Annotated in this window: 27 protein-coding genes; 13 read left to right on the top strand and 14 right to left on the bottom strand. The window is 60.2% G+C overall.

Annotated features, from left to right (window positions below; translation table 11 throughout):
* Window positions 1-137 precede the first annotated feature (137 nt).
* Together M2401_RS24690 and M2401_RS24685 are read right to left on the bottom strand one after the other, a co-directional pair.
* Window positions 138-464 carry a type II toxin-antitoxin system PemK/MazF family toxin gene (locus M2401_RS24690; protein ID WP_259106914.1) on the bottom strand — a complete coding sequence of 109 codons (327 nt, stop codon included), beginning with the start codon at window positions 462-464 and terminating at the stop codon, window positions 138-140.
* A complete protein-coding gene (locus tag M2401_RS24685) occupies window positions 461-718 on the bottom strand; it encodes an AbrB/MazE/SpoVT family DNA-binding domain-containing protein (protein WP_259106913.1) in 258 nt (85 codons plus the stop codon). The genes M2401_RS24690 and M2401_RS24685 overlap by 4 nt, the downstream gene beginning before the upstream one ends.
* A gap of 142 nt (window positions 719-860) precedes the next feature.
* Between M2401_RS24685 and M2401_RS24680 the strand changes: the two genes are divergently transcribed.
* The gene (locus tag M2401_RS24680; protein ID WP_259106911.1) at window positions 861-1,481 is read left to right on the top strand and encodes a LysE family translocator; all 621 of its coding nucleotides are present in this window, start codon (window positions 861-863) and stop codon (window positions 1,479-1,481) included.
* On the opposite strand, the gene M2401_RS24675 is transcribed toward M2401_RS24680, so the two are convergent.
* Both M2401_RS24675 and M2401_RS24670 read right to left on the bottom strand, forming a co-directional pair.
* The gene (locus M2401_RS24675) at window positions 1,482-2,837 is read right to left on the bottom strand and encodes an ATP-binding protein (RefSeq protein WP_259106910.1); all 1,356 of its coding nucleotides are present in this window, start codon (window positions 2,835-2,837) and stop codon (window positions 1,482-1,484) included. It lies immediately after the preceding gene.
* On the bottom strand, window positions 2,834-3,544 hold the full coding sequence (locus M2401_RS24670; protein ID WP_259106907.1) for a response regulator: 711 nt from the start codon (window positions 3,542-3,544) through the stop codon (window positions 2,834-2,836). The genes M2401_RS24675 and M2401_RS24670 overlap by 4 nt, the downstream gene beginning before the upstream one ends.
* A 168-nt stretch (window positions 3,545-3,712) precedes the next feature.
* On the opposite strand from M2401_RS24670, the gene M2401_RS24665 reads away from it, so the two are divergent.
* Window positions 3,713-4,486: a VacJ family lipoprotein gene (locus M2401_RS24665; RefSeq protein ID WP_259106906.1), complete on the top strand. Its 774-nt coding sequence runs from the start codon at window positions 3,713-3,715 to the stop codon at window positions 4,484-4,486.
* Window positions 4,487-4,636: 150 nt separating this feature from the next.
* Here M2401_RS24665 and M2401_RS24660 read toward each other — a convergent pair whose 3' ends face one another.
* Together M2401_RS24660 and M2401_RS24655 are read right to left on the bottom strand one after the other, a co-directional pair.
* Complete coding sequence (locus tag M2401_RS24660) at window positions 4,637-6,094, bottom strand: amino acid racemase (protein WP_259106903.1); 1,458 nt, start codon at window positions 6,092-6,094, stop codon at window positions 4,637-4,639.
* Between the two features lie 189 nt (window positions 6,095-6,283).
* Entirely contained in the window at window positions 6,284-7,585 is a 1,302-nt protein-coding gene (locus M2401_RS24655; RefSeq protein WP_259106901.1) for a dicarboxylate/amino acid:cation symporter, read from the bottom strand.
* 241 nt (window positions 7,586-7,826) lie between these two features.
* Here M2401_RS24655 and M2401_RS24650 point away from each other — a divergent pair, with 241 nt between their 5' ends.
* On the top strand, window positions 7,827-8,741 hold the full coding sequence (locus tag M2401_RS24650) for a LysR substrate-binding domain-containing protein (protein WP_259106898.1): 915 nt from the start codon (window positions 7,827-7,829) through the stop codon (window positions 8,739-8,741).
* A gap of 370 nt (window positions 8,742-9,111) precedes the next feature.
* On the top strand, window positions 9,112-10,044 hold the full coding sequence (locus M2401_RS24645) for a hypothetical protein (RefSeq protein ID WP_259106887.1): 933 nt from the start codon (window positions 9,112-9,114) through the stop codon (window positions 10,042-10,044).
* A 139-nt stretch (window positions 10,045-10,183) separates the two neighbouring features.
* Here M2401_RS24645 and M2401_RS24640 read toward each other — a convergent pair whose 3' ends face one another.
* Entirely contained in the window at window positions 10,184-10,570 is a 387-nt protein-coding gene (locus M2401_RS24640) for a hypothetical protein (RefSeq protein WP_259106885.1), read from the bottom strand.
* 254 nt (window positions 10,571-10,824) lie between these two features.
* Between M2401_RS24640 and M2401_RS24635 the strand changes: the two genes are divergently transcribed.
* Window positions 10,825-11,160 carry a hypothetical protein gene (locus tag M2401_RS24635; protein ID WP_259106883.1) on the top strand — a complete coding sequence of 112 codons (336 nt, stop codon included), beginning with the start codon at window positions 10,825-10,827 and terminating at the stop codon, window positions 11,158-11,160.
* Window positions 11,161-11,209: 49 nt separating this feature from the next.
* Here M2401_RS24635 and M2401_RS24630 read toward each other — a convergent pair whose 3' ends face one another.
* From M2401_RS24630 to M2401_RS24620, 3 genes are all read right to left on the bottom strand, one after another.
* Window positions 11,210-11,548, bottom strand: coding sequence for a zinc ribbon domain-containing protein YjdM (locus M2401_RS24630; RefSeq protein WP_259106881.1), 339 nt, complete (start codon window positions 11,546-11,548; stop codon window positions 11,210-11,212).
* A 121-nt stretch (window positions 11,549-11,669) separates the two neighbouring features.
* Complete coding sequence (locus M2401_RS24625) at window positions 11,670-12,590, bottom strand: DUF4431 domain-containing protein (RefSeq protein WP_259106879.1); 921 nt, start codon at window positions 12,588-12,590, stop codon at window positions 11,670-11,672.
* Between the two features lie 160 nt (window positions 12,591-12,750).
* Window positions 12,751-13,353: a flavin reductase family protein gene (locus tag M2401_RS24620; RefSeq protein ID WP_259106876.1), complete on the bottom strand. Its 603-nt coding sequence runs from the start codon at window positions 13,351-13,353 to the stop codon at window positions 12,751-12,753.
* A gap of 195 nt (window positions 13,354-13,548) precedes the next feature.
* On the opposite strand from M2401_RS24620, the gene M2401_RS24615 reads away from it, so the two are divergent.
* The 3 genes from M2401_RS24615 to M2401_RS24605 all read left to right on the top strand — a co-directional run bounded on the left by M2401_RS24615 (window position 13,549) and on the right by M2401_RS24605 (window position 17,355).
* Window positions 13,549-14,202, top strand: a complete 654-nt coding sequence (locus M2401_RS24615) for an HD domain-containing protein (protein ID WP_259106874.1) — start codon at window positions 13,549-13,551, stop codon at window positions 14,200-14,202.
* Window positions 14,203-14,396: 194 nt separating this feature from the next.
* The gene (locus M2401_RS24610) at window positions 14,397-16,070 is read left to right on the top strand and encodes a methyl-accepting chemotaxis protein (protein ID WP_259106872.1); all 1,674 of its coding nucleotides are present in this window, start codon (window positions 14,397-14,399) and stop codon (window positions 16,068-16,070) included.
* A gap of 112 nt (window positions 16,071-16,182) precedes the next feature.
* Window positions 16,183-17,355, top strand: a complete 1,173-nt coding sequence (locus tag M2401_RS24605; protein ID WP_259106869.1) for a hypothetical protein — start codon at window positions 16,183-16,185, stop codon at window positions 17,353-17,355.
* Window positions 17,356-17,515: 160 nt separating this feature from the next.
* On the opposite strand, the gene can is transcribed toward M2401_RS24605, so the two are convergent.
* Window positions 17,516-18,157, bottom strand: coding sequence for a carbonate dehydratase (can, locus tag M2401_RS24600; RefSeq protein ID WP_259106857.1), 642 nt, complete (start codon window positions 18,155-18,157; stop codon window positions 17,516-17,518).
* Window positions 18,158-18,308: 151 nt separating this feature from the next.
* On the opposite strand from can, the gene M2401_RS24595 reads away from it, so the two are divergent.
* Window positions 18,309-18,719, top strand: a complete 411-nt coding sequence (locus M2401_RS24595) for a serine kinase/phosphatase (protein WP_259106855.1) — start codon at window positions 18,309-18,311, stop codon at window positions 18,717-18,719.
* A 140-nt stretch (window positions 18,720-18,859) separates the two neighbouring features.
* Here the strand turns inward: M2401_RS24595 and rimI are convergent, their stop codons facing one another.
* Entirely contained in the window at window positions 18,860-19,312 is a 453-nt protein-coding gene (rimI, locus tag M2401_RS24590) for a ribosomal protein S18-alanine N-acetyltransferase (RefSeq protein WP_259106854.1), read from the bottom strand.
* On the bottom strand, window positions 19,305-20,093 hold the full coding sequence (locus M2401_RS24585) for an energy transducer TonB (protein ID WP_259106842.1): 789 nt from the start codon (window positions 20,091-20,093) through the stop codon (window positions 19,305-19,307). Before M2401_RS24585 ends, rimI begins: the two co-directional genes overlap by 8 nt.
* Before the next feature lie 123 nt (window positions 20,094-20,216).
* On the opposite strand from M2401_RS24585, the gene mksB reads away from it, so the two are divergent.
* The 3 genes from mksB to mksF are packed head-to-tail and all read left to right on the top strand — an operon-like array spanning window position 20,217 to window position 25,016.
* Complete coding sequence (mksB, locus tag M2401_RS24580; protein ID WP_259106840.1) at window positions 20,217-21,503, top strand: Mks condensin complex protein MksB; 1,287 nt, start codon at window positions 20,217-20,219, stop codon at window positions 21,501-21,503.
* Window positions 21,493-22,203 carry an Mks condensin complex protein MksE gene (mksE, locus tag M2401_RS24575; protein ID WP_259106838.1) on the top strand — a complete coding sequence of 237 codons (711 nt, stop codon included), beginning with the start codon at window positions 21,493-21,495 and terminating at the stop codon, window positions 22,201-22,203. The genes mksB and mksE overlap by 11 nt, the downstream gene beginning before the upstream one ends.
* Window positions 22,200-25,016, top strand: coding sequence for an Mks condensin complex protein MksF (gene mksF / locus M2401_RS24570; RefSeq protein ID WP_259106835.1), 2,817 nt, complete (start codon window positions 22,200-22,202; stop codon window positions 25,014-25,016). Before mksE ends, mksF begins: the two co-directional genes overlap by 4 nt.
* A 72-nt stretch (window positions 25,017-25,088) precedes the next feature.
* Here mksF and M2401_RS24565 read toward each other — a convergent pair whose 3' ends face one another.
* Window positions 25,089-25,514, bottom strand: a complete 426-nt coding sequence (locus M2401_RS24565) for a helix-turn-helix domain-containing protein (protein ID WP_259106833.1) — start codon at window positions 25,512-25,514, stop codon at window positions 25,089-25,091.
* A 108-nt stretch (window positions 25,515-25,622) separates the two neighbouring features.
* Between M2401_RS24565 and M2401_RS24560 the strand changes: the two genes are divergently transcribed.
* A complete protein-coding gene (locus tag M2401_RS24560; protein ID WP_259107465.1) occupies window positions 25,623-26,390 on the top strand; it encodes an SDR family oxidoreductase in 768 nt (255 codons plus the stop codon).
* The last annotated feature ends 115 nt before the right edge of the window (window positions 26,391-26,505 follow it).

Genomic DNA, 26,505 nt, shown 5'->3' with positions numbered 1-26,505 from the left:
AAGCCCGCTATGGGAGTCGTTGCAACCTGCTGGAGCATAAACTCGCTGTCGCAAAGTAAATGTAGGTCCGTAGGACCGGCTTTAGCCGGGAGGGCTCTCGCGAACACGTTCGCTCCTACCCGGCTCCGCCGCTTCGGTCACTCAAAAATAGGCGCCAATCTCGCCAGCACGTCTTCCATGATATCTGCTGGCAAAGTATCTATCTTGCGCCCATTACGGGCGCCAAGATCAAGTGAACGGGGCTGATCACAACGAATGACACCGGTTGTCGAGATGCCGGTTATAGGCACGGCAAAACCCGTGCGACGGGCAAAGTCGCCACCACTGGTGATCGGGCAGATCACGGGCAGTCCGGTCGCCTGATTGAATGCCTGCGGCGATACAATCAGGACGGGGCGGGAGCCTTGCTGCTCGTGCCCTTTTGTTGGATCCAGAGAGACCAGGTAGATATCACCTCGCCTCATATCGACTCACCACCGACAACGGGAGCATCCAGCCATTCACGCTCTTCGGCCGATTGCGGTTGGGAATAGTCTGAAGCAGCCAACAACTCTGCCAGCGTATAGCGAGGTCGGGGGTTCGGAGTGAGCACCAGACGCCCCTCTTCAATGCTCAGGTTCACCGCTGAACCGGCTTGCAGATGCAGTTGATCGAGGAATGCGGGTGGGACAACCAGCATTATTGAGCCTCCTACTTTGCGAAGATTGGTTTTATGCATGATGCCATTCCATCGAGCTCAAAAAGTTATATATAAATATAACACCCAATAATTTGTCCGCAAGTCACTCCCCTCTTCACCCCCTTGCTCTGGCTCCCCCACCCGACTAGCCTCACCGCCACCGTCCTTTCGAGCCGCCGCCATGTCCATCGCCGACAACCTTCTGGCCTTCACCCTCGCCGCCACCCTGCTGACCCTGACGCCGGGGCTCGACACGGCATTGGTCCTGCGTACGGCGGCGGTGGAAGGCAAGCAGCAGGCAGTGCGGGCGGTGCTGGGCATTAACCTCGGTTGCCTGATCTGGGGCGCGGCGGTAGCGTTTGGCCTGGGGGCGTTGGTGGCGGTGTCGGAGCTGGCGTTCAGCGTTCTCAAGTACTGCGGCGCGGCGTATCTGTGCTGGCTGGGTGCAAACATGCTTGTGCGCCCGCGCAGCAGGATGGCCAGTACGACCGACGAGCGCGGCCAAGGCGGCAATTGGCTGCTCAAGGGCATGCTGGGCAATGTGCTCAACCCTAAGGTCGGGATCTTTTATGTGTCGTTCCTGCCGCAGTTCATTCCCGAGGGCCAGCCGCTGATTGCCTGGACCTTCGGACTGGTGGGCATCCATGTGCTGCTCAGCCTGATCTGGTCGGCGGTGCTGATTGGCGCCACCCGGCCACTGGCCGAGATTCTGCGCCGCGAGCAGGTGATTCGCTGGATGGATCGCACCACTGGGGTGATCTTTCTGCTGTTCGCCGCGCGCCTGGCCCTGAGCCGACGCTGATCAGCCAAATGGCAGCTGCACCCTGACTTCCAGCCCGCCGCTTTTGCGGTTGCGCAGGGTCAGGCTGCCGCCATGCTCCAGCACGGTCGCCCGAGCTACAGACAACCCCAGCCCGACGCCACCGGTGTTTTTATTGCGCGAGCCTTCAAGGCGGTAGAACGGCGTAAACACGGCTTCGTGATGCTCCACGGCAATGCCCGGCCCGCGATCGCGCACGCGGATTTCCACCCGGTCGGTGCCGCCGATCAATTCGACGCTGGGCTCACGCCCGTACTTGCTGGCGTTCTCCACCAGGTTGGTGAGCATGCGCTTGATACCGACCGGTCGCCCCACATAGACAAAACGATTCGGCGCGCTCAACGCCACATCGATGCCTGCATCCTTGAAATCATCCACGACCGTGTGCAGCAACTCGGCCAGATCGAAGGGCGTGGCAGACTCAAGCCGGGCGTCATCGCGGAAAAACTCCAGGGCGGAGTTGACCATGGCCTGCATCTCATCCACGTCGCGGAACAGCCGGGATTGCAGCTCCAGATCGTCGATAAATTCACCGCGCAGGCGCATGCGCGTGAGGGGCGCGCGCAGGTCGTGGGAAATGGCGGCGAGCATCTGCGTGCGATCATGCAGAAAGTGTTGCAACTGCGCCTGCATGGCGTTGAACGCGAGGATGGCCTGGCGCAGTTCCTGCGGCCCTTCAACCGCAATGGGCGGCGCCTTGAAGTCAGTACCGAAGCGCCGTGCGCCTTGGGCGAAACGCTCCAGAGGGCTGGCCAGGTGGCGAGTAGCAATCAACGCGACGACGATGGTCGAGAGCAAGGCCAAGACGATAAAAATCAGGTTGCGCGGCAGCTGCTTCAGGCCCCAGCTGCGGGTCGGCGTGGAGAACATCACCCAGGAGCCATCGATCAGCTCCAGCAGCAGCGCATAACGTCGGTCCGCCTGTTGCTCGGGCCAGTCATCGGGCTCGTACGCTTCAATCCGGGTATTGGCATTACCCAGTAACTGGCGCAGCAATTGTGAGCCCAGATTGAATTGCGGATCATCCAGCACAGGCATTTGTGCGTCGGCGTGCTGCCGTAGCCACTCGACAGTGAAGCCCTGATCACTGGCGGCCCTGGCAATCGCCGGACGTTGCTCGAGCGGCACAGACTCGATGATGCGGGTAACGGAGGCGACCTTCTCCATCAACCCGGCTTCCAGCAGCGGCGGCTTGGCCCAGACACCCGCCAGCAGACTGAGCAGGCCACCCAATGCCAGGGCGGTGAGCATCGCGATCACGGTAGTCAGGGCGATCCAGCGGGCCACGGTGTTGTGCGGTCGACGGTAGCGGGCCTTGAGCTTCTCCAGCAGATTCATCGCCGCACCACATGGGGCGTGAACAGGTAGCCGCCGTTGCGGATAGTGCGAATCATCGGTGGGCCGCTGGTGTCGGTTTCCAGTTTGCGCCGCAGCCTGCTGACCTGAACGTCGACGCTGCGATCAAAGGCCTCGTGGGATTCGCCCCGGACCATATCGAGCAATTGTTGCCGGGACAGAATTCGCCGCGGGTGCTCGGCAAACACCAGCAGCAGCTCGAACTCGCCGTTGGACAGGGGAATCATGACCTTGTCCGGCGAGCGCAATTCGCGGCGCATCACGTCCAGTTGCCACTGCGTGAATTCGAGGATCGGTCGTGGGCCGCTGTCCGTTGCCTGCCGACCATCACCGGTGCGCCGCAATACCGCGCGCACCCTGGCCAGCAGCTCACGACCGTCAAAAGGCTTGGTCAGGTAATCATCGGCGCCCAGTTCCAGGCCAACCACGCGGTCACTCAGTTCGCCCATGGCCGTCAGCATGATCACCGCCACCGCATGTTCGGCGCGCAAGCGCTGGCAGAGCACCAGGCCACTGTCGCCGGGCAGCATCACATCGAGAATGATCAGGTCGGGCAAACGCCGCTCCAGCGCCCGCCACATACCGGGGCCGTCGATGGCAACTTCGACGGTATAACCGTGCTGTTCGAGAAACTTTTTCAACAGGGCGAGGACTTCAAGGTCATCGTCCACCAGCAGTAAATGGCTCACGGGAACACACTGTCGCGATGAAGGCAGGAGCGGCCATCTAAAACCATTTGCCGCGTGCCGTCATATATTTCAATTCGGTAATAAAGCGACTGTTTTGCAATCAACTGGACATTCTCGAGCAAAAAACCGCAGGCAGGATCGCCCCCAGTCCTTGCCGAGATATCCCGCATGCCCAGCCTTTTTGCTCGATCCAGCCTTGTCAGTCTTATCGCCGTATTTGCCAGTGGTTGCAGCCAGACTCCGGTCAGCGACACGCGTCAGGGGCCATGCGACAGCGTGCCCTATGTGCTGCACGACCCGGCCGAAAGCGTCAACCGCGGCATATTCGGTTTCAACCGCGTACTCGATGATTACGCCATTGCGCCGGTAGCACGCGGTTATCGTCATTTGCCGGAATTCTTTCAGGACGGCGTGCACAACTTCGTCGCCAACTTCGGTGAGCCGAAAGTCTTTATCAACGACTTGCTGCAAGGTAACGGCCAGCGCTCGGTAACGACCTTTGGCCGCTTTGTTATCAACACCACGGTAGGTGTGGTCGGCCTGATCGATGTGTCCGGCAAGATGGGCATAGAACGGCACAAGGCCGATTTCGGCCAGACCTTCGGCGTATGGAATATCGCCAACGGCCCGATTGTCGAACTGCCACTGTTCGGCAGCAGCAACCTGCGCGACGCCACCGGCAAAGTCGTTAGCTTTGCCGTCGACCCGTTTGGCAGCAACAGCGATACCGTCGACACCCTGAGTACGATCAATACCGTTGGCGGCATAGTGGATGGTCGAGCAGAGGCGCTGCCGCTGACCGATCGCCTGCAACAACAACCGGACTACTACGCTGCCCTGCGCGACAAAGTGGCGCAGAAACGGGCGGACTTTGTCGCCGATGGCAAGGCCGGGCTGGTGCAGTCGCCTTCATCGCAGTGTAAGGGGGCGAACGTCCAGTAAACCCCGAAGCCGGAACTGGAATGCGATTTTGTGGGAGCCGGCTTGCTGGCGATAGCGTCGAGTCAGTCACCGACATTTGTGCGAGCGCTCCGCACTCGATCGCCAGCAAGCCGGCTCCTACGGGATCTCGTTTCGACTCAAAAATTCGGGTTATCGATCCTGCGCCAACGCCACGCAGCGCAATGCCAGAATGGTCGTAGGGTCCACCAATGGCACCACATGCCCATTAAGGTGGAACCCCGCGCTGTGTTGCAGCACCAGGGGCAGTTCGGTGCAGCCGAGGATCAGCACGTTGGCGCCCAGTTCATACAGGTGTTCGGCGGCCAGCAGCAATTGTTCGCGGCACAGTCCTTCGGTGTACCCGGCCTTGATCCCACGCTCACCGTAGATCGCTTCCATGACCATGGCCTGATAATCCAGCCCTGGCGTGATGATCTGCAGCCCCGCATGTCGTGCAGCTTCGTGGTAGACCTGACTCTGCACCGTACCCGACGTCGCCAGCAGGCCGATGGTCTTGCCCGAGCCGTAGTGCCCGGCAATCCACTCCACCGTCTCACTGAGCATATTGACGATGGGCACGCGCAGGTGCGCCTGAATCCTTTCGACAAAGGCATGGGCGGTGTTGCACGGGATGGCAATGGCATTGGCCCCGGCACTTTCCAGACGCTTGCAGGTGGCGTAGAGAGCTACGGTCGGGTCGGTTTCATCGCGCAGCAGGTTGGCGGTGCGGTCGGGAATCTGCGGGTTCTGCTCGACCACCATCTTGATGTGCTCCTGATCCTTGTCCGCCGGGGTATGCGCCACCACCTTGCCCATGAAATCCACCGTGGCCGCAGGCCCCACGCCGCCGACAATGCCGAGCTTGAACGGCGGGCGCGTCGGCTGGCCATCCGCCTGGGTGGCGAAGTGGGCGTAGATCTCGTTGATATCCAGCGCGCTGATGCCCCGCCGTTGCAGGTCAGGACAGATCAGCGACAGCTCGGTCATGCCGGGCACGATGATCGCCGCGCCCTGCTCCTGCAACGACAGACAGGCCTGATACACCGCTTCGAACGGCACGCCTTCCAGATGGCCGTCCTTGATCCCGTTGACGCCGTACATGGCTTCCATCAGCGCGGCCTGGGCAGCGGCGTCTGGGTAGACGATGCGATAGTCGCGCCCCAGATATCGCTCGAACAGACCCGAATGACGAACGTAATCCGAGGCAATCACACCCAGGGTCGTACCGCCCTCGACCACATGGCCGATGTGCTGGCGCAAGGCATCGAGCATGTCCAGCACCGGGATGCCGAGTTCTTCCTGAATCTCGGCGCGGAAGGTATGGCTGGCGAAACACGGCAGCATCACCGCATCGACTCCGTTGTCTTCAAAGGATTTGCACACCTGGAAGACATAGAACTTGCGCGAGGTCATGGCGGCGTTGCGGTCCAGAGGCAGCAATACGTCCTTGAACGGATGCTGCTCGAACAGGAAGTGATAGCGGCCTTGATCTTCGAGCACCGCCCGGGACTTGACCAGTTTGTAGAACAGATCGCCACCCGCCAGGGAGCCCAGCCCACCAATAATGCCCAGCTTGCGCGCCAGGGCGGCTTCGTTTGTTTTTTGCATGACCTGCTCTCTTCTCGAACAACGCAGAACCTGTTGAATGACTGAAACCCTGTGGGAGCGAATTCATTCGCGAAAGCGGTGTTCGAGGCGATAGATATGGGTCGAATGTACTGGCCTCTTCGCGAATGAATTCGCTCCCACCCGATTTACTTCCGCTCTCTCCTACAGGTCCTCCTGAAGCGGGGAACCTCAGGCAATCGCGCCCACTGGCTGGACAACCTCTGCCTCTTCCTCCGGCTCTTCCTGCGGTTCGGACTTGGCCACCACCGCTGTGGCAATGCTGTTGCCGACCACGTTGGTCGCGGTGCGGGCCATGTCGAGGAACTGGTCGATACCCAGGATCAACAGCAGACCGGCATCGGGCAGGTTGAACATCGGCAGGGTCGCGGCAACCACCACAACCGAAGCCCGGGCTACGCCAGCCATGCCTTTGCTGGTGACCATCAGCGTCAGAAGAATCAGCAGCTGTTGAGTGAAACTCAGATCAATGTTGTAGGCCTGAGCGATGAACAGAATGGCGAAGGCCTGATACATCATTGAGCCGTCGAGATTGAAGGAATAACCCAGCGGCAGGACGAAACTGGACACCCGCTTTGGCGCACCGAACTTTTCCAGAGCTTCGATGGTTTTCGGGTAGGCCGACTCGCTGCTGGCCGTGGAAAACGCCAGCAGGATCGGTTCGCGGATCAGCTTGCCAAGAGTGAATACCGAGCGGCCAAGGAAGAAATAGCCTGCACCGAACAGCACGCCCCACAGCAGCACGATGCCCAGGTAGAACTCACTGATCAGCTTGCCGTAATCCACCAGCAGACCCAGGCCCTGGGTAGTAATTGCCGAGGCGATGGCGGCGAACACACCGATCGGTGCCAGGGCCATGACGTAGTCGGTGATCTTGAACATCACCTTGGCCAGTTCTTCGATGGTGTCTGTGATGCGGGTGTAACCGGCGCGCTTGACGCCTGCCAGGGCAAAGCCGAAGAACAATGAGAACACCACGATCTGCAGGATTTCATTGTTGGCCATGGCCTCGGCAATGCTGCGCGGGAACACATGACTGATGAAGACCTTGAGGCTGAAGTCGCCGGTATTGACCGCCAGCGGCGTTGCCGCGTGCTGTACCACTTCCATATTGAGCCCGGCACCGGGCTGAAACAGATTGACCAGGCCCATGCCGATCAGCAGCGAAATCACCGACGCCGTGACGAACCAGGTCATGGCGCGCAGGCCGATGCGCCCTACCGAGCGGGAATTGCCCATGCTGGCGATACCGCCGACCAGGGTGGCAAACACCAGCGGTGCGATGATCATCTTGATCATGCGCAGGAAGATATCGGTAACCATCGAGAAGTAAGCGGCGATGTCCTTGGCGCCTTGCGGGCTTGCGAAGTGATGGCATGCCCAACCCACCAGCACCCCCAGGGCAATGCCGATGGCGATCTGACGGGGAAGCCGGTTTTTCGTGGAGCGGGTATTCGCAGAGCGACTGTTCATGGCGCGTTCCTCAAGTGATTTTTTTACTTTTTTACTTGGCAGGAGCTGGAGCGGAAGACGGGATCGATCGCCCGATGGCTCTTTGGCATCGGTGCTACCAGGATGATTCTAAGGATGCGCCAGCGCTTTGATGATGAGTAATAACGATGGGCTTATGCGCTTTTGGAATAGTTTGTGAAACAGCCCCTGTTTTCAGGCTGCAGCGCAGTAAACTCACCGTCAAACAGCATGAGGGCCGAGTATGCATATCAAGTGGCTGGATGATCTTCTGGCGATAGCCGAGTGGAAGAATTTCTCCCGCGCAGCCGAAGTGCGCTGTGTGACGCAGTCGGCTCTGTCGCGACGGATTCGCTCTCTTGAAGAATGGGTAGGCGTCGAACTGGTGGACCGCAGCACTTACCCGGTGCAGCTGACAGCCGCGGGCAAGGTGTTCTGCGAAGAGAGTCAGGAGGCCCTGGGCGGCCTGCTCAGGTTGCGCTCGACCTTGCGCGAAGTGGAGCGCATGCCGGGGCGCTCGATCCAGATCACCGCCGGGCACAGCCTGTCGATGACCTTCCTGCCCAAGTGGCTCTCGCAGTTCCAGCAGCATAACGAGCAGTTCAATGCCAGGGTCGTGGCGGCCAATATCCATGACGCGGTGATCGCCCTGGAGGAAGGCAATTGCGACCTGATGATTGTCTACCACCATCCGTTGGCGCCGATCCTGCTCGACTCCGAACGCTTCGGCAGCCTTGCCCTGGGTCATGACGCTTTCATTCCGCTGTGCGCCCCTGACAAACGTGGCCAGCCGCTGTATCGCCTGCCCGGCAGCGCCAGCAAACCGGTGCCGCACCTGGCTTATACCGCGACGACTTTTCTCGGCCGGGTGGTGGATATCGTCATCCGCAACGGCCCCGGCGCCATTGCTCTGGAGCCCTGCTACGAAGCCGACATGACCATGCTGTTGATGCGCATGGCCATTGAAGGTTACGGCGTGGCATGGTTGCCCCAAAGCGCGGTGATCGACGAACTTGAGCGCGGCCAACTGGTGCGCGCAGGCGGCGAGGAATGGAGTACACGCCTGGAAATCCGCTCGTACTGCGCCATCGCCAATCAGAACCCGACCATGCGCAATCTGTGGAAAACCCTAGAGGGCGCGTCGCGTCGTTTGCCGTGATGGCATCTCTCAACGGAATGACATCGCCTCCTGCCAACAAACTTTACACGCGTCGTTGGAGCGAGGCTTGCCCGCGAAGGCCTCGACGCGGTATGCCTGACTGAACGCGCTGCTCAATTCGCGGGCAAGCCTCGCTCCAACGGATGTGCGTTTGCTGCAAGACGGCACGGCGCCTGACATTGGCAACGCAGTCATGCAGAACGCCCACTGAAAAACACCCAGACCTTGCAGAATGCATGAATCAAAATCAAAACATATATTTAACTAATTGAATTTAAACAACTTTTATCAACACCTCCGGTTGGCATAGCGAGTGCACCTTCCCTCGGGAAGATGTAACAAAACTATTCGAGCACGGAGCAACACAATAATGATTACATCCCCTGATACTTACCCTGCCGTTGCGCAAGAGTCGGTCAACCACTCAGGCGTGTCCTGGGGGGCGATCTTTGCCGGTGCCGCTGGCGCCGCTGCGCTTTCCTTAATCCTGGTCCTGCTCGGTTTCGGCTTTGGCTTCTCTGCGGTCTCGCCTTGGGCGGACAGCGGCGTCAGCGCCAAGACCCTGGGGATTTCAACCATTGTCTGGCTGGCATTCACCCAGATCGTCTCGTCGGGCCTCGGTGGCTATCTCGCCGGCCGCCTGCGGGTCAAATGGGCCAATCTGCATGGCGATGAAGTGTATTTCCGCGACACCGCCCACGGTTTCCTGGCTTGGGCAGTATCGACGTTGATCGCTGCCGCACTGATTGTCGGCTCCGTGAGTAGCGTTATCGGTGGCGGCGTTCAGGCCGGTGCCAGTGCTGCATCGGGTGCCGCCAGCGCTGTGACTCAAGTTGCAGGCAGTGCCGCAAGCAATAGCAACGGCCAGGACTATGGCTACTTCATCGACAGCCTGTTCCGTGACGACCGCCCTGCCGCCGTCAGTGATGACGCAGCCAAAGGCGTTGTGTTCCGCATCTTCGCCAAGAGCCTGAACAATGACGGCAAATTGAGCGCCGAGGATCGTACCTACCTGGCCCAATTGATTGCCCAGCGCACCAACCTCAGCCAGGCCGATGCCGAGCGTCGTGTCGATCAGGTCTATGGCCAGACCGCCAAGGCCGTGGAAGACGCCAAGACCGCAGCCAAGAACGCCGCTGATACCGCCGCCAAAGCCGCTGCCTGGACTTCGCTGTGGACCTTCATCTCGCTGCTGATCGGTGCCTTCGTCGCCAGCTTCGCCGCTATCTACGGTGGCCGTCGTCGCGATGCGGACATCTACCTTGAAGCACGTCCTTACACCACTACAACAACGGCTCGTTAAGCCAGGAGAAAAACCATGCGCTCATTACTTCTGCTGTTCCTCGGTGTGCCAATCCCGATCATCATCCTGATTGCGCTGTTCGTGCACTGATGCACTGACTCCGCTACGCCAAGCCGCTTCTGTTCGCAGAAGCGGCTTTTTATTGGGCGGCGCTTATCAATTCAGGATCGAGGGCGCGGATGCGGCTTTCCGAGTGATAGGCGCCGTCGTCGTTGTAGCGCAGATAGGCGCGCCCGCACTCCCGACAGGCCCAGACGCCGCACAGGTTGTAGGGATAGAAAGCCGGCGCTATGGGTGCCTCGATGGACCAGTAGGAGGTGCCGTCGGGATGATATTCATCCAGGGTGGCTTCCTCGCGAGGCAATGCCGCCAGGGTGCCGACCTGTTCGAGCTGCGCCTCGCGCAAGGTCACCGGCCAGCCTTCCCAACCGGCCAGGGGTTTGCTGATGCAGTTGCAGGGCTGGCTCACGGCAGACGAGCGTCGGGCGATAGCGAGTAAGGCGGGCAGATCAAGGAGCGGTGGCATGGGGGAATTCCTTATCGGCAGACAGCACAGAATAATCTGAATTGTGGGAGCGGGGCTTGCCCGCGAAAGCAATACGCCAAGCGCCAGAGAGGTGTCGGGCAATACGGCCCTTTCGCGGGCAAGCCTCGCTCCCACAGTTTGGTATTAGCCATGCACGCTGGAGCAGCACCTCGGGTTTTTCTGATTATTGCAGCAATACCCCACCCAAAAGTGTCTAGAGTCAAACGCTGGGAGGCTTGGGTCAGGAGGTGGCAATGAAAGGATGTCTGGCGTTCATGGCGCTGTGGATGATGGTATCCGCCGCGAGTGCCGAGGAAAATGTGATTGTCATCCCCAATGACAAGCTCGCCCAGTACGTGCTGATCGATACAAGCGGCAGCGCCGAGGAACGGATGATCGTGGTCAAGCGCTCGAGCATGAGCGGGATTGTCTATTCCAGGCGGGTCTACAACTGCAAGGAAGACACCGTGCACTTTCTGGGCTCGGGTCTGACGATGGAGGCGCTCAATGGCGATCAGATCAACTGGCGCGAACAACCGGTGGAAAGTGACACGGTGGCCAGCGATATAGAGAAAATTGCCTGCAAGTAAGGGGTTGCAGGCAATGATGAAGCCAGGCCCTGAGACCTGGCGAGAGGGATCAGACTTTCTTGACGAACTCGGACTTCAGTTTCATCGCGCCGATACCGTCGATCTTGCAGTCGATATCGTGATCGCCATCAACCAGACGGATGTTCTTGACCTTGGTGCCAACCTTGACCACCAGGGACGTGCCCTTGACCTTGAGGTCCTTGATCACGGTGATGGTGTCGCCATCTTCCAGCACGTTGCCGGACGCATCCTTGATGACCTTGACCTCGTCATCAGAGTCAGAGGAGCCGTCGGCAGACCACTCATGGGCGCATTCCGGGCAGATCAGCATGGCGCCGTCTTCGTAGGTGTACTCGGAATTGCATTTCGGGCAGGCGGGTAGGCTCACACTGTTTCTCACATCGAAGGGGGCTAAAAACCGCAGATTATAAAGGGCTTTTCCCTAAATCGGGTAAAAGCCCCCATGATCTGTGTCAATTAGCCCGCCCTGATGGCTTAAACAGAGCGCGTCACTTCGTCGCTGGCGGCTTGTTTTCGTTCAGCACGTCGATGATTTCCTGAGTGCCCTTGTACTCTTCCATCAGCGCATCCCACTTTTTCTTAAGGCCGGCGCAACTCTTGTCGATGTCCAGTTCGACGCACTCGTGGCGGACCACGGTGTAGGTGTCGACATCATCGGGCAGCGCTTCTTCGCCCTCGCCGCCTTCGGGCTCGACCGCATCCAGTTGCACCTGGCCCTGATCGATCCAGCCGCTGGAGGTCTTACCGTCCTTGCCCGTGTAGGTGGCCTTGGTCCAGCCGTTTTCGGAAATCTGCGACACCTCGATCTTGTCACCCGGCACCACGAAGACTTTCTTGTTGGTGCAGGCGAAGTTTGGCGCGGTGTAGAAATAGGCGCGTTCCTTACCGGAGATGCTGGCGGTCAAAGGTGGGTCGTAAGAGCCATCAACCACTGCCGAGAAGGTTTTATCAAGCGCCGCACAATCAGGCGCAGGCGCTGGCTGGCCGCTGACCTTTTCGACCTGCTGCAACAGCACCGGGGTGTTGTGGTAGCCGGAGACGGCGCCAAACATCGTACCTTTGAGCTCGACCTTCTGGCCCAGATACGGGCGCAGCGTGTCGTAGCCCTTCTGATCCAGCACCAGTTGCACCAGACGCACGTCGGCATCGAGATCGACGTCCTCCTCGTCCGCGTTGCCGGTCATGCACAGCGGCTCGGCAAGCTTGAGGTAGTAGCCGATCAGCGGCTCATCGCCCGTGGCGACATCTTCAAAGTTGGGCGGCCCGGCAAAGGCCTTGCGCACCAACTGGCCGCTGAGGCTGGCCGGTTCAGGCTGATATTTCAGGCATTCGCCCGCCTGGGCAAAGGCAAAAGGCAGCAGGCACAGCGCGAGGCCGAGCACGACGCGAAGACGCGGGAGGCAATCCATGTTTGATCTATCCAGAGACACGCCGAAACAGCGCGGCCGCCAGAGTAGAACAATCGCGGCAAGCCGTCAGCCACACCGTTGAGAGCAACAATGGGCTGACGGCTATTTATTGCCGAACTGAGTAATGGTCGGCAGTTCTGCATGCCGACGCGGAACTTGCCTACTTGGGCTTGAGCATCTGGCCGACAACGGGTTCGCCAATGGTCAGGAAATTACCGCCCGCGATATGGTGCAGGGTACGCAGCTCGGGCAGGTCGTCGAAGTGCCAATGGCCGTCGCGGAACACCCGCTCATCGGCCTGGGCGGCGATGACTTCACCAAGGAACAGATCGTAACGCTCCTGATTGTGCGGCTCCGGCAGCAAGCGGCACTCCAGCCAGGCGACGCAGCCTTCCAGCAACGGCGCCTCGACCTGCTCACCGGCAAAGGTCTGCAGGCCGTAGGTGGTGAATTTGTCCTGACCCGGTGTGCCGGACAACTCCTGGCCCGAGGTCGAACCTACGGTCTGGACGAGATCGGCCTGGGTCACCACCGGTACGTTCAACACGAACGTGCCCGAGGCTTCGAGCAGTTGCCGGGTCCACACGGACTTGTCCAGGACCACGGCAACCTTGGGCGGGTCGAAATCCAGGGGCATGGACCAGGCCGCAGCCATGATATTGCGCTGGCCGCCGTGGGCGGCACTGACCAGTACGGTCGGGCCGTGGTTGAGCAGGCGATAGGCTTTGGACAGCGGTACGGGACGACGATGGGAAAGGCTCATGGAGGGGCTGTTCCGGGAGAAAAACGTCAGCATAACGCCGCGCAAGAGGTGCTGTCCCGTAGGACCGGCTTTAGCCGGGAGAGCGCCCTCGTGGCTAAAGCCACTCCTACGATTGTTTGCGTGCGCAATCTCTCGTCAAAAAGCCGAACTGCCCACTAGACTGCCTGAACGACTTCCTTATCCGCCGGTACCTCAATGACCGCAGCCTTCGCGCCCTTCCAAGACCTCGCCAGCCTGTTGCTGCCCCATGCACTGGTCGCCAAGGGTGATGGTGCGCATGATCGTTCGCACCTGATGCGGGTCTGGCACAACGTCTGCGTCCTGCGTAATACCGAAGGCGGGGATCAGGAGTTGCTGGTGGCCGCCACGTTGCTGCATGACTGCGTGGCGGTGGAGAAGAACTCGCCCTTCCGCGCCAGTGCCTCACGCCTGGCGGCAGCCAAGGCCGGGGATATCCTCACCGAGATGGGTTGGGATGAGGAACGCATCGACGCCGTATCCCACGCCATCGAAGCCCATAGTTTTTCCGCCGCCATCACCCCGAATACGCTGGAGGCGCGCATTCTCCAGGACGCCGACCGCCTCGATGCCATCGGCATGATCGGCGTGGCCCGGCTGTTCTATGTAGCGGGGCGGATGGGCAGCCAGCTGTACGACTGCGCCGACCCGCTGGCCTCAGAGCGCGAATATGACGATCAACGCTTTGCCCTCGATCATTTCCAGACCAAAGTGCTGCACCTGGCCGAGGGTTTCCAGACGGCCACCGGCACGCGCCTGGCCCAGGAGCGCCAGGCAAGCCTGCAAGGCTTCGTCGCCGCCTTCCTTGATGAGATCGGTGCAAAATCCTGATCCAGGACAAGGACTTGCCGTTTGCACCGGGTTATCAATGAGGGTGCGTTGGCGGGCAGGATATCATTTATGACGACCACTCATAAGAAATTGGCGTCAAAACGCCATCACTTACCCTTTCTGTAACAAAATCATCACATTACAGCCCTATAACCGACTCTCCGGAACCCCCGCAGATGCAGGTTTGACTCATCGTGAAAAAATTACTGCCTCGCTTCTTACGCCAGCGCTCGCAGATTACCGTGCTGCGCCGACTCAAGATCACCCAACGCCTGGTGCTGTGCTTCGGCGTCACTGCGCTGCTGCTGGTGGCCATGGGCGCCTTCTGCCTGTATCAGATGCAAGGTATCCGCAATCAAGGCGCGGCCGTGGAGAGTGGCGCCCTGCCCAGTATTGCCATGGCGGATGCCATCGCCATTGATCTGGTCAAACTGCGTGCTGAGTCGGCCCGACTGATCGCCAACGCCGATGATCCGGGCGCAGCGGTCAACAGCAAGATCAACGTTGAACAACTGAAGAACGAAGTCGAAAAATACTTCAGCGACTACATTGCCCGGGTCGCCGCAGGTACCGAACACGATTCAATCGTCGCCCTGCAGGACGCCTACAAAGCCTTTATTCCCGCGCTCTACGAGCAGATGACGTTGATCGAGCAGCACAAGCTCGACGACGCCCGCATGCTGGCCAACACCACGCTATCGCTGCAGGGCGACCTGATGGACATGCAGGTGCAACTGCTGCGCGAGCTGAACAAGCAAAGCGCTGCAACTGCGGTGGATGCCGCGAGCGCCAGCTATCAGCAGACCCGTCTGATCGCATTCAGCGCCATCGGTATCGCCCTGCTGTTGACCCTGTTGCTGGCCTGGCGCCTGAGTGTGAGCATCATCCGCCCGGTGCGTCAGGCGTTGCATATCGCCAGTACCATTGCCGATGGCGACCTCAGCCCGCAGCCAATTCCCGAAGGCAATGACGAAACCGCGCAACTGCTGACTATGCTCGGCCGCATGCGCAGTAACCTGCACAGCACGATCGACGAGATTTACGCGGCCGCGACCCAACTGTCGCAGTCAGTGCAGGAAATGAGCAGCATCGCCGAATCCAGCGCCAATAACCTGATGCTGCAAAACACCGAGATCGAACAGGCCGCCGTAGCGGTCAATCAGATGAGCCAGGCAGCGGTCAACGTCGCCGACAACGCCACCAACACCGTCAACGAATCCGAGGCCTCCAACAAGGCCGCCGAGCAAGGCAAGCTGCGCCTGACCGACACCATCAGTTCGATCAAGGAATTGACCGGCAACGTCCTCGACTCCTCGCATCAGGCCGAGGGCCTGGCCGAGCGCACCCTGAGCATCAGCAAGATCCTCGATGTGATTCACGCCATCGCCAACCAGACCAACCTGCTGGCCCTCAACGCCGCCATCGAGGCTGCCCGTGCCGGTGAAGCCGGACGCGGTTTTGCCGTGGTCGCCGATGAAGTCCGCTCTCTGGCCCAGCGCACCACGGCTTCAACCGCCGAGATCGAGACCCTGATCAATGGCGTACAGAAGAGCACCCAGGAAACCGCTGACTCGCTGCGCATGACCGCCACCCAGGCCAATCTGACCCTGGAACAGGCCGCAGCAGCCGGTGAGACCCTGGCAGTGATCATCAACTCCACCTCGACCATCAACGACCGCAACGTGTTGATCGCCAGCGCCGCCGAACAACAGGCCCAGGTCGCCAACGAAGTCGACCGCAACCTGAGCAGCATTCGCGACCTGTCAGCACAGACGGCTTCGGGGGCACAGCAGACCACTGTGGCCAGTGATGCCCTGTCGATGCTGGCCACTCATTTGAATTCGATGGTGCAGCGTTTCGTGCTGTGAGCGGACGCTCAAAAAATATCGGCCAAGGCCATTACTTTGCCATCAAGCTTGTTCCATTATTGGCCACCGCCCCGAACAGGTCGGGGTGAGCATGGCTGACAAGGATATGAGCATGTTGAAAACCGCACTATGGACCAGCACCACCCTCGCTGCCCTGACGTTGAGCGCCGTTGTACAGGCGGATGTCAGTGTCAATCTGGGCAGTCCTGAACGTGTCACCCGACTGTTTGCCTACCCCAACAACTGCAACGTGATCTGCTTCAAGAAGTGGACACTGGAACAGACGGTCGAGAACTACCTCAACCAGAGCGTACGCCGCGATGGCTATAGCACCGCCACGGTCAGGGTCAGAAGCGACGGCAAGACCCTGCAGGCCGATATCAAGGGCGTGCCTTCGACTTATGGCACACCCCTGACTCAACTGCTCGATACCGGTGAACTGGCCTACAACGGCGCTAACAAGCTCAATGACGCCAAGGGATGGGCGTTCAGCTGGTACCTGTACCTGCCACTGGGCATGGCGCTGGAGAACCGCAAAAGCGTCGAGCTGCTGCACTTCCCGCCGGATTATTCGCTGACCGAGTATCAGGATTACCTGAACTCGAAAACCACCGACCGCTGGGCCGAGCTGCTGGTCGACAACGGCATCCCGACCGCACAGACACCGGCCTACCAAGCGATCATCGATATCGCACCGATTGCCGCACCGTCTGATGCCGGTAGCACCCTGGAAGGCGTCTACAGCTACTTCACCGACTACCAGACCACCATGGTCAAGCAGTTCACCCTGCCGGCAAGCGGCGTATCGTTGCCAATGGTGGCTTTCGGCTCGCCGGTGCGTAACTGGATCAAGTCGCAATATGGTCAGACCGTGGCGGTACTGGGCCTGGCAACCATCACCCCGACGCCCGGAAAGAACGTTTCGGTGCTGGGTTCCAACCATCCGAGCTACATCTGGTATGCGGCCGATCCGGCGCAATACGGCGGCGATGTGGCCAAGGCCGATGCGGCGGGCTTGAAGGTCATGGGACAGGATTTGACTGCCGCTTGCTGGCAGGCAGGCATGGGCCAGGCCCCAGGCAGCAACCCGAGCACCATGTTGAGTGCCTGCGTGCAGAACTGGCAAGTGACCAACAAGGTCAAGACCTGCCAACTGTTCTACACCTCGGTACGAAGCCTGACGCCTGATCAGGCCGCAGCGAAGTGCGCCACAGCCCCTGTCGCCCAATCGCTCAAAGAGCTGAAGAAACCGGCGCCGGTATTGAAACAGAATTCGACGCTGTAACCGCTTTGCCGGGCATTGCGCTGTGTCTCTGACACGGCGCTGTCTCCCTGGCAAAGGGTGATCTGTGGGAGCGAGGCTTGCCCGCGAATTGAACGACGCGGTAAGTCAGGTACACCGCATCGTGTCCTTGGCGGGCAAGCCTCGCTCCCACGCAACCGTGTCACTCGCCCAGCGGGCGCAACCGATATTGCGGCGGCAACTGGTCGAAGCCGCTGATGGTCGCGTTCAGGCTTTTCCAGCGGCCATCCTTGATGCCGTAGATGCAGCCATGCACCGACAGTTTCTGACCACGATGCCAAGCGTTCTGGACGATGCTGGTATGGCCGACGTTGGCCACCTGCTGAATCACGTTCAGCTCGCACAGGCGATCAACCTGCTCTTCTTCAGTCGGCAACTTGGCCAGACTTTCGCGGTTCTCGTAATACAGATCACGAATCGAACGCAGCCAGCCATCGATCAGGCCGAGCTGACGATTCTGCATGGACGCACGCACGCCGCCGCAGCCGTAGTGGCCGGTGACCAGAATGTGTTTGACCTTGAGTACATCCACCGCGTACTGGATCACGGACAGGCAGTTGAGGTCGGTGTGCAGCACGACGTTGGCCACGTTGCGGTGGACGAAAAGATCACCCGGGAGCATGCCGACGATCTCGTTGGCCGGCACGCGGGCGTCCGAACAACCGATCCACAGATATTCCGGGGTTTGCTGGCGGGCCAGCTTGGCGAAGAACTCCGGGTCCTCCTGCTTGATCGCATCAGCCCAACGTTCGTTGTTGTCGATCAGGTCTTGTAGTTCGTTCATGCTTTGCTGCCTCGAAGATGGTGCTCAGCTTTGACTCGCGTCCGGCCGTTCGGGTCACGGCCAATCTGCCTTTAAGCCATTGACTCAATCAGAAGGAATCTTCCCACATAGCCCCGGTCCACCTTAAACATAGCTAATCGGAGGACTCGCCATGACCGAATCACGCCGCCCCTACGGTGCCACCCAACCCGAACCCATCGACGATAACGAAGATCGCATGGGCTCCATGGAAGAGTTGGACTTCGATCAGGGGGATGAACCCACCGGGCGTATTGGTGACCTTATTCCCGAGGATGAACTGGAACAGGAACTACCCGACCGCCGTGTACGCGAAGCGGGCATGACCGGGGCTTCGACGGCTGACCATCACCCCACTGACGACGAACTGGACCCGGAGGTACTGATCCGCGAGGACGGCGCCCGTTCTGCCAAGGAGGAAGGCCGGGGTACGCCGATGGATACCCAGCTCAGTGACGTCGATGAGGATGATATTGGCGGCGGCAATGGCCTGGATGAGGAAGAGCTGGCCCATCGCAAGCCGTTGGATGGCAAGCCCTGGTAATCAGGGCGCCAGATTACCTCGTGGGAGCGAATTCATTCGCGAATAGGCCGGTACATCCAATGAATTTTCATCGCCCGGAATTCCGTTTTCGCGGATCAATCCGCTCCCACATATCTAGTCCGACAAGGTAAGCACCACCTTTAGTCCAGCAGGGTGCAGACCATCACAATCGCATCTTCACGCCCACCCACTGCCGGATAGTAGTCGCGACGGCGGCCGACTTCGTTGAAGCCGTAGCGCTCATACAGACGGTACGCCGCGCGATTGCTGTCGCGCAGCTCGAGGAAACACTCACGGGCATCCAGTGCATAGGCGCGTTTCATCAGGTGATCGAGCAGGCTCAGGCCCAGGCCGCGGCCCTGATTCTCCGGCTTGACGGTGATATTGAGCAGGTGTGCCTCATCCAGAATGATCTGCACCACGCCATGGCCCACTTGTTGTGCGCCTTCGAACATCAGCCAGATTTCGTAGGACTTGAGTCCGTCGAGGAAAATCCCCCGGGTCCAGGGATGGCTGAACGCCGCATATTCGATCTTCAGGACCGCATCCAGGTCGGCTTCGGTCATGGGACGGAAGCTGATTGCATCACTCATTCACAGTCTTCCAACGCGTCATCAGCCGACGCATGGCTTGCCAGACATCTGCCTTGCGTTGAGGCTCGTCCATCAGTAATTCCAGACCCGGCAACGCCCAGGCCGAACCCAGGCCATCGACCTGCAGTTCACGATTGAAAGCCTCGGCATCCGCCTCACCGGCGAAACGCACCGACGGCAGGCCGATCAGCCACAGGCAGGTGCAGGGTTCTTCTTCCAGGCGGGCCATGACAAAGCCCTGGACGAAGTCCCTGGCCGCTTCCGGCCCCTGATCGAGCTGGCCGCGCAGCAACAGCGGCCAGCGCACCGGCTCGCCGATGATCTGCGGGCTGTCCGGCAGACCGGCGGCGCGCAGCATGTCCTTGAGCAGCAGGTAGGACGGATCGCGGCTTTGAAAGGCTTCGCCGGTCGCCAGTTCCACCAGCAACAGGCACGGCCCGGAACGCAGCAGTTGCAGGGCAAAGCGCGGCGGCGGCACCACGGGCGCCTTGACCGCTACGGGCTCGGCCTCTTCGACCACCGCCTGATTACGCGTACTGGCCAGAGACGGCCGTGGCACTTCGACCTTCGGCCGCTCCGGGGCTCGCGCGACCACGGCGGGCGCTGCCGGCGCCGCTGATGCAGGCGCAGGCGCCTCGACAATCAGCTCTGCGACCGGGGCCGGCAAAGGCGCAAGCAGTTCCGGCCGCGAAGGAGCGGCGAAGGGCAATTCGGTGCGCGGCAGCCAATTGACCACCTGCATGGCGGTCATATAAGCGCGGCGGCGGGACTCGTTCAGCAAAGGTCGGCCACCTGTGGATAAGTTAAGGCGGCGATTCTACCGCCCTTCGCCGATTGGAGGTGAATTGTCTGGGAGCTGATGCAGTACAATCGCTGCTTTTATTTGCCAACAGTCGGCCTTCCCATGATCGAACCCAAGCGCGTCTTGCGCGCCCTTGCCGAACACTGGGCGCTCCTTGAGCCCCTGTGCGAGCACTTCGACCAGGGCACCCTGAGCCTGAGCGAACTGCGCCTGCAACTGGCAGCGCAGCAACTGGACAGCACACCACAGGACATTACCAACCTGCTGGACGTGTGGATTCGCCTGGATATCCTGGTGCCCGTCGCCAAGAGCCCGAACCGTTTCGAGCTTAACGCGCAGATTCACGACTTCCTGTCCTACCTGCGCCGCGAACACCGGCTGGGGCTGTGCCTGGAAATCGAAGCCTATCTGCGCCATCTGGAGCGCCTGGCCGAATATATCCAGGACGCCTTTGATATCCGCGACGCCGATGACCTGGCCCGGCAACTGCGCCTGCTCGACATGCGCGTGCGCGACGTGCTGAAAAAGCTCGCCAACGACGAACAGGCCTTGGTCGCCGTAGCCGATCGCGCCAAGACCAGCAACCGGCAGATTCCTTTGCGTCAGCGTTATGCCGAGGTCCTCGCGACCTGGGATGAATACGTCGAGCCGATGATCCAGCTGGTCAATGCCGACGGTGCCTTCGAGCAAGGCGTGCGCAAGGTCGAGAACGTCCTGCTGCGCCTGCTGACCGAACAGCAGCGTCTGGGTCATCTGGTCGACGACGATATGCTGCTGCGCACCCACGCGCGCATCCTCGAGATGCAGACCAGCGCCCAGCTGACCCTGCGTCACGCCCGTGAGCTGCTGCTGCCGTTGCGCGAAGAAGCCCGCCGCCATAACGCCGTGACCCGTGGCGCGGCCCTGGCCCTGTCGGCCATCCGCCGCAAGGGTCTGGATGCCGTGCCCCAGGCGGCGATGCCGATGTTTACCCGACCGCAAAGCACCTTCCTCGGCAGTGCCAACCAGGTCGAGGCCTATGTCTATGCCCTGGCCCGCTTCGAGCCGAAACCGGCGCGCTTCCCCAAGGCCGGCACTGCCGCGCGCAAGGGCGAAGCGCCACGGGCCCCGCGCACGGTCAAGGAAATGCTCGAACGCTGCGAAGACGCCCTGCCGCTGCCGGACCTGATGGTCTGGCTGCTGGAGCAGGAACCCACCGGCGCCACCGACGAACTGCTCTACTGGTTCTCGCGCCTGTCCCGGGACAAGCGTTTCTCGCGCGATCGCCTGGAACGCCGTGACTATTTCACACAGGAGCATCAGGTCAGCCTGCGCTCCTTCGCCCTTGCCTCCTCGGTTAAAGACCCAGCGTCTGCCGAGAACTCCGAGAGCACTGTCAATGCATCTTGATCTGTCCGAAATGTCCCAGCTCGCTCCGATCTTTCGCGAGCTGTTCAAGGGTTACCACATCAGCCGCCGCGACCCGGAGCTGTATGCGCAACTGTCCAACTCCCAGGATCAGTACCGCACCCTGTTCAAGGCCCTGGGCTTTGAACTGGTCTGCGATACCCGCGGCTTCTATTACTTCGTGCCGGATCTGGCCGCCGCTCAGGTGAACAAGACGGCCCAGCGTCTGGCGCTGTTCACCTTCATTCTGGTCGAGCACCTGGCCGATCAAGGCCGTGACCCTGTCGCCGTGCTTGACGGCGGCAGCCTGGGTCGCGAAGAACTGCCGTCGTTGCTGGAAAAATACCGCGACCTGTTCATTCAGGCCGAAGTGCAGACCCAGGAAGAACTCGAAGAAAAGATCATGCGCCGCATGACCCAGCTCGGTTTTGCCAACGAGGAAGTCGGTATCTACCGCTTCCTGCCGCCGATGCACCGCTTCCTCGACGTCTGCCTGTCGGTGCAGCAGGACCGCGACCTGGCGGCCAGCCTGCACAGCGACCTGCCTTTGCCGACGCCGATCCTCATCGACGAAGACAGCGACGAAAAACTGCTGCAGACCGACGACCCGCTGGACCTGGAGGAATTCCAGGACCGCGAGGACAGCGAAGAGCAGGCGCTGGCCCGGGCCATTGCCGAAGAACAACAGGAGCTAGATGCATGAGCCAGGAACGTTATGGCATCCGCCGTTTTGCCCTGCTGAACACCGCCGGATACAGCCTCGGGCTGTTTCCCCTGGAACACCCGCTGTCGGTCTATGGCGCGAACAACCTGGGCAAGAGTGCCTCGATCAACGCGTTGCAGTTCCCGATCCTGGCGCGCATGTCGGACATGAGCTTCGGCAAGTACAGCCTGGAACAGTCGCGGCGCTTCTACTTTGCCACCGACACCAGCTACATCCTCTGCGAAGTATCCCTGCCCCACGGCCCCCACGTAATTGGTGTGGTCGGCCGCGGCCCCGGCGGCGGCTTCGGTCACCAGTTCTTCGCCTATGCCGGCGAGCTGGACCTGGCCCACTATCAGAAGAACGACACCTGCCTGCGCCAGAAAGAGCTGTTCAGCAACTTGGAAAGCAAGGGCCTCAAAGCCTACGAGCTCAAGCCCGATGAGCTGCGACGGCTGCTGGTCGGCGGTCATACCTCGATTCCCCTGGATTTAACCCTGATCCCGCTGCGCTCCACCAGTGAACAGAGCCTGAAGACCTTCCGCGCGCTGTTCATCAACCTGCTGCACATGCGCGAAATCACGGCGGCCAAGCTCAAACAATTGTTCCTCGATGCCTTCGAGCACAGTCTGCGTTCCGGCAGCGTCGATTACATTGCGGCGTGCGAAGAAGCCTTCCGCGACGTACGACGCATGGAGCAGGACTACAACTCCATGGTCCTCGCCGGGCCACTGGTCGAAGCCCTCGCCGCCGGGGTCAAGCAACGTGATCTGATGCGCGGCAAGCTGCATCGCCTGTCGCCGCTGCTCGATTCCCTGCTGGGGACCTGGCAGGACTACTCCTCGGCGCGCAAAGAAGAGCTGGTCATCCAGGCCGAACACTATCGCGGCGAACAGGACGGCCTGCAGAACGAACAGCGCGGCGGTACTCAAGAACTGATGCGCCTGGAACGGGAAATCAGTGGCGTTCAGCGCTGGATCGGCGAACTGGCCGTGCTGAAGAACCGTTTCGCTCTGGTCGAGGATGCCAAGGTACTGGAGCAACAACTACTCGCGGCCAAGGACGCTCACGACGAACTGGCCGGTGCCCTGGCGCAATCCCGTCAGTTCAGCGCTGAAGACCTCGACGAACGCGTGCGGGATCTGGAAAAGCGCCTGAAGTCGGTGAAGCAGCAACTCGATCACGCTGACAACAACAGCTATGCTCGCCTGCGCGAAGAGTTCTCGCAACCGGATGTCGAGCGCCTGATGCGCCTGTTCAACAGCGCGCTGTTCAGCCTGCCCCTGGGTGAACAAGGCATTGAGCTGGATGACGGCGATGCCTGGGTCAAGTCACTGGAAACCATCCTCGATGGCTTCAAGGGCGAGCACTTCCAGGTACCGGGCCTGTCGATCAATCTGTCGCACATCGAACCACCTGCCTTACAAGCTCTGGCAGACCGTGCCGCCTTGCGTGATCAGAAAGAGCGCCTGGACAAGGAGCTCAAGCAGCTCAAGACCCAGCAAGCCGTCGCGGCTGACCGCACGGCGAGCAAGTCCCAGACCGAGGCCCTGTATCAGCAGGTGCTGGATGCGCAGAAGGCCCTGGAAGACTTCCGCCGCTGCCAGACCCTGGCGGTGGAAGAGTCCGACAAGCTTGAACAACTGGCACAGATGGAAGCCGCTCAGGACGAACTCAAGCGTTCCAGCGATGCCTTCACCGAACGTGTCCAGCAACTGTCGGCCAAGCTGCAACTGATCGCCCGGCAGATCGGCGACCTGGAATCCAAGCAGCGCACGCTGGATGACGCCCTGCGTCGTCGCCAGTTGCTGCCGGCGGACCTGCCATTCGGTACGTCGTTCATGGACCCGGTGGACGACTCGCTGGAGAACCTGCTGCCACTGCTCAACGACTATCAGGACAGTTGGCAGGCTCTGCAGCGTTGTGACGGCCAGATCGAAGCGCTGTATGCGCAGATTCGTCTCAAAGGCGTGGCCAAGTTCGACAGCGAAGACGATATGGAGCGTCGCCTGCAACTGCTGATCAACGCCTATGCCCACCGCACCGACGAAGCCCTGACGTTGGGCAAGGCGCGCCGTGCGGCTGTCACCGACATTGCGCGGACCCTGCGCAATATCCGCAGTGACTATGAAAGCCTTGAGCACCAACTGGCGCTGTTCAACCGCGAGATCAACCGTCGGCAGGTCTCCAACCTGGCCAGCTTCCGCATCGTTCTGGCACCGAACAAGGAAGCGCTCAAGCACATCGACCAGATCATCCACAGCGCCGGGCAGTACGAAGAAGGCGAGACGCTGTCGGTGTTCGACCTGACGCAGAGTGCCGAACAGGACAGCAAGAACGAAGAAGCCAAGGAATACCTGGCGCGCCTGGTAGCCGCCAACCATAACCAGTTGGGCCTCAAGGAACTGTTCGAGCTGGCGTTCGAGATTACCAAGGTCAATGGCACGCCGGTTATCCACACCGACATCGACGGTGCGGCCTCCAACGGTACGACCATGACCATCAAGGCGCTGACCAACATGTACTTGTTGCTGCACTTGATGGATCGCGATCAGGCCGGCCGTATCCGTCTGCCGTACTACCTGGACGAAGCCGCTGACATCGACGAACGCAACCAGGCCGCGCTACTGGAAACCAGCCTGCAACTGGGCTTCGTGCCGATTCTGGCCAGCGTCAAGCCGCAGGTCTCGGCCCACGTGGCCATCGACCTGGAAGGTGGCAGCGGGCCTGCCGGCATCTATATCGATGAGGCGGACTGGAAGTACATTCGTCGTCGTGAAGAAGTGCAGCAAGAGGTTGTCGAAGAGGTTTGATTCGACGCAGTAACGAAGAAGGCCGCATGCAGATGCGGCCTTTTTTGTGGGTTCGGGATTGGTTTTCGGCGGCTATCTGAGGTCGTAGTCGCTACGCGCCTTTTCGACCTCTTCGAGGTTATTCGCCGCCCATACCCAGACTCCGCAAAACGCCGCGCCCAAGGTCAGGCCCAGGGTCGTCAGGCTGTATTCCACTTTCGGCGGCACCACGGGGTACACCGTACGAATCAACAGGCCGTCACGCTCCATGGCGCGCAACGTCTGTGTCAGCATTTTCTGGCTGATGCCTGGCACCCGCTCGCTCAGACGAGTGAAGCGCAGCGGGGCTTGCTCAGCCAGCACTTCAAGAATCAGCATTGTCCATTTATCCGCGACGCGGCCGATCAGCTCGGTGACCAATGACGCAATTCGCGGATCCAGATTCGTCGGTGGCGTCTGGCTCGCGTAGAACCTTGCCGCCGCAATCTGCTCATCGGTAAAGCCGGGAATACCTTTCACCTTCGTACACTCTCCGCCAGGTAAGTACCGCACTTTCAGGTGCCTTCTTTCTAATCGACAGTGTATCGCTCAAGCTCGCCACTGGTTAAAAACAATCCGGAGTGCGTGATGAAATTGATTGGAAGAACAGTGCTGATAACCGGTGGCTCGAGCGGAATAGGCTTTGAACTGGCGCGCCAGCTTATCGAGAGAGGCAATACCGTTATCGTCACCGGCCGGAATCAGGACAGCCTGGATAAAGCGAGGCAACTGCTGCCATCACTGCATACGCTGCAAAGCGATGTGCGCGATCCAGAGGACATTCAGGCGCTGTTCCTCGAAGTAACCCAGCAGTTCCCTGCACTCGATACCTTGGTAAACAACGCAGGGGTCATGCGCAATATCCGTCTGGCCGAAGAGCGTGCGCTGACAGATCTGACGGATGAAATCGACATCAACCTGAACGGCCCGCTACGGATGACTCAACAGTTCGTTGCGTTTTTGCTCAAGCAACCCCAGGCCCTGATCGTCAACGTCTCATCCGGGCTGGCATTCGTGCCCTTCCCCGCCGCCCCGGTCTACAGCGCCTCCAAGGCAGCCTTGCATGCCTACACCCAATGCTTGCGGGCACAGCTTGCCAACAGCACGGTGACGGTCATTGAGCTTGCGCCACCTGGCACTGAAACACCGCTGTTCAGGGGAGAGTTCGCCAAGGAAATGCAGAAAGAGAAAGGCATGAATGTGCAATTGATGGTCAAGCGCGCCATTCGGGGAATCGAGGCAGGTCAATCGGAAATACGGCCAGGCCTTAGCAACGTATTGAAAGTGGCGAGCCGGGTGGCGCCGAACCTGATGTTTGGCCAGATGATCAGGCTCAGCCAGTTAAAGGCTGTTTGATCTGAGCCGGTCCTACAGACGATCGCGAGGCCGGCGGCTTTTCTCGGCGCAAAAACAAAACCCCATCTGCTTTCGCAAATGGGGTTTTGGAATTTAATCTTGACGATGACCTACT

This window comes from Pseudomonas sp. JUb42 (assembly GCF_024807945.1).
Lineage (GTDB): Bacteria > Pseudomonadota > Gammaproteobacteria > Pseudomonadales > Pseudomonadaceae > Aquipseudomonas.
Note: the sequence above shows the minus strand (reverse complement) of the source record. Positions and strands in the feature narration are given on the sequence as shown.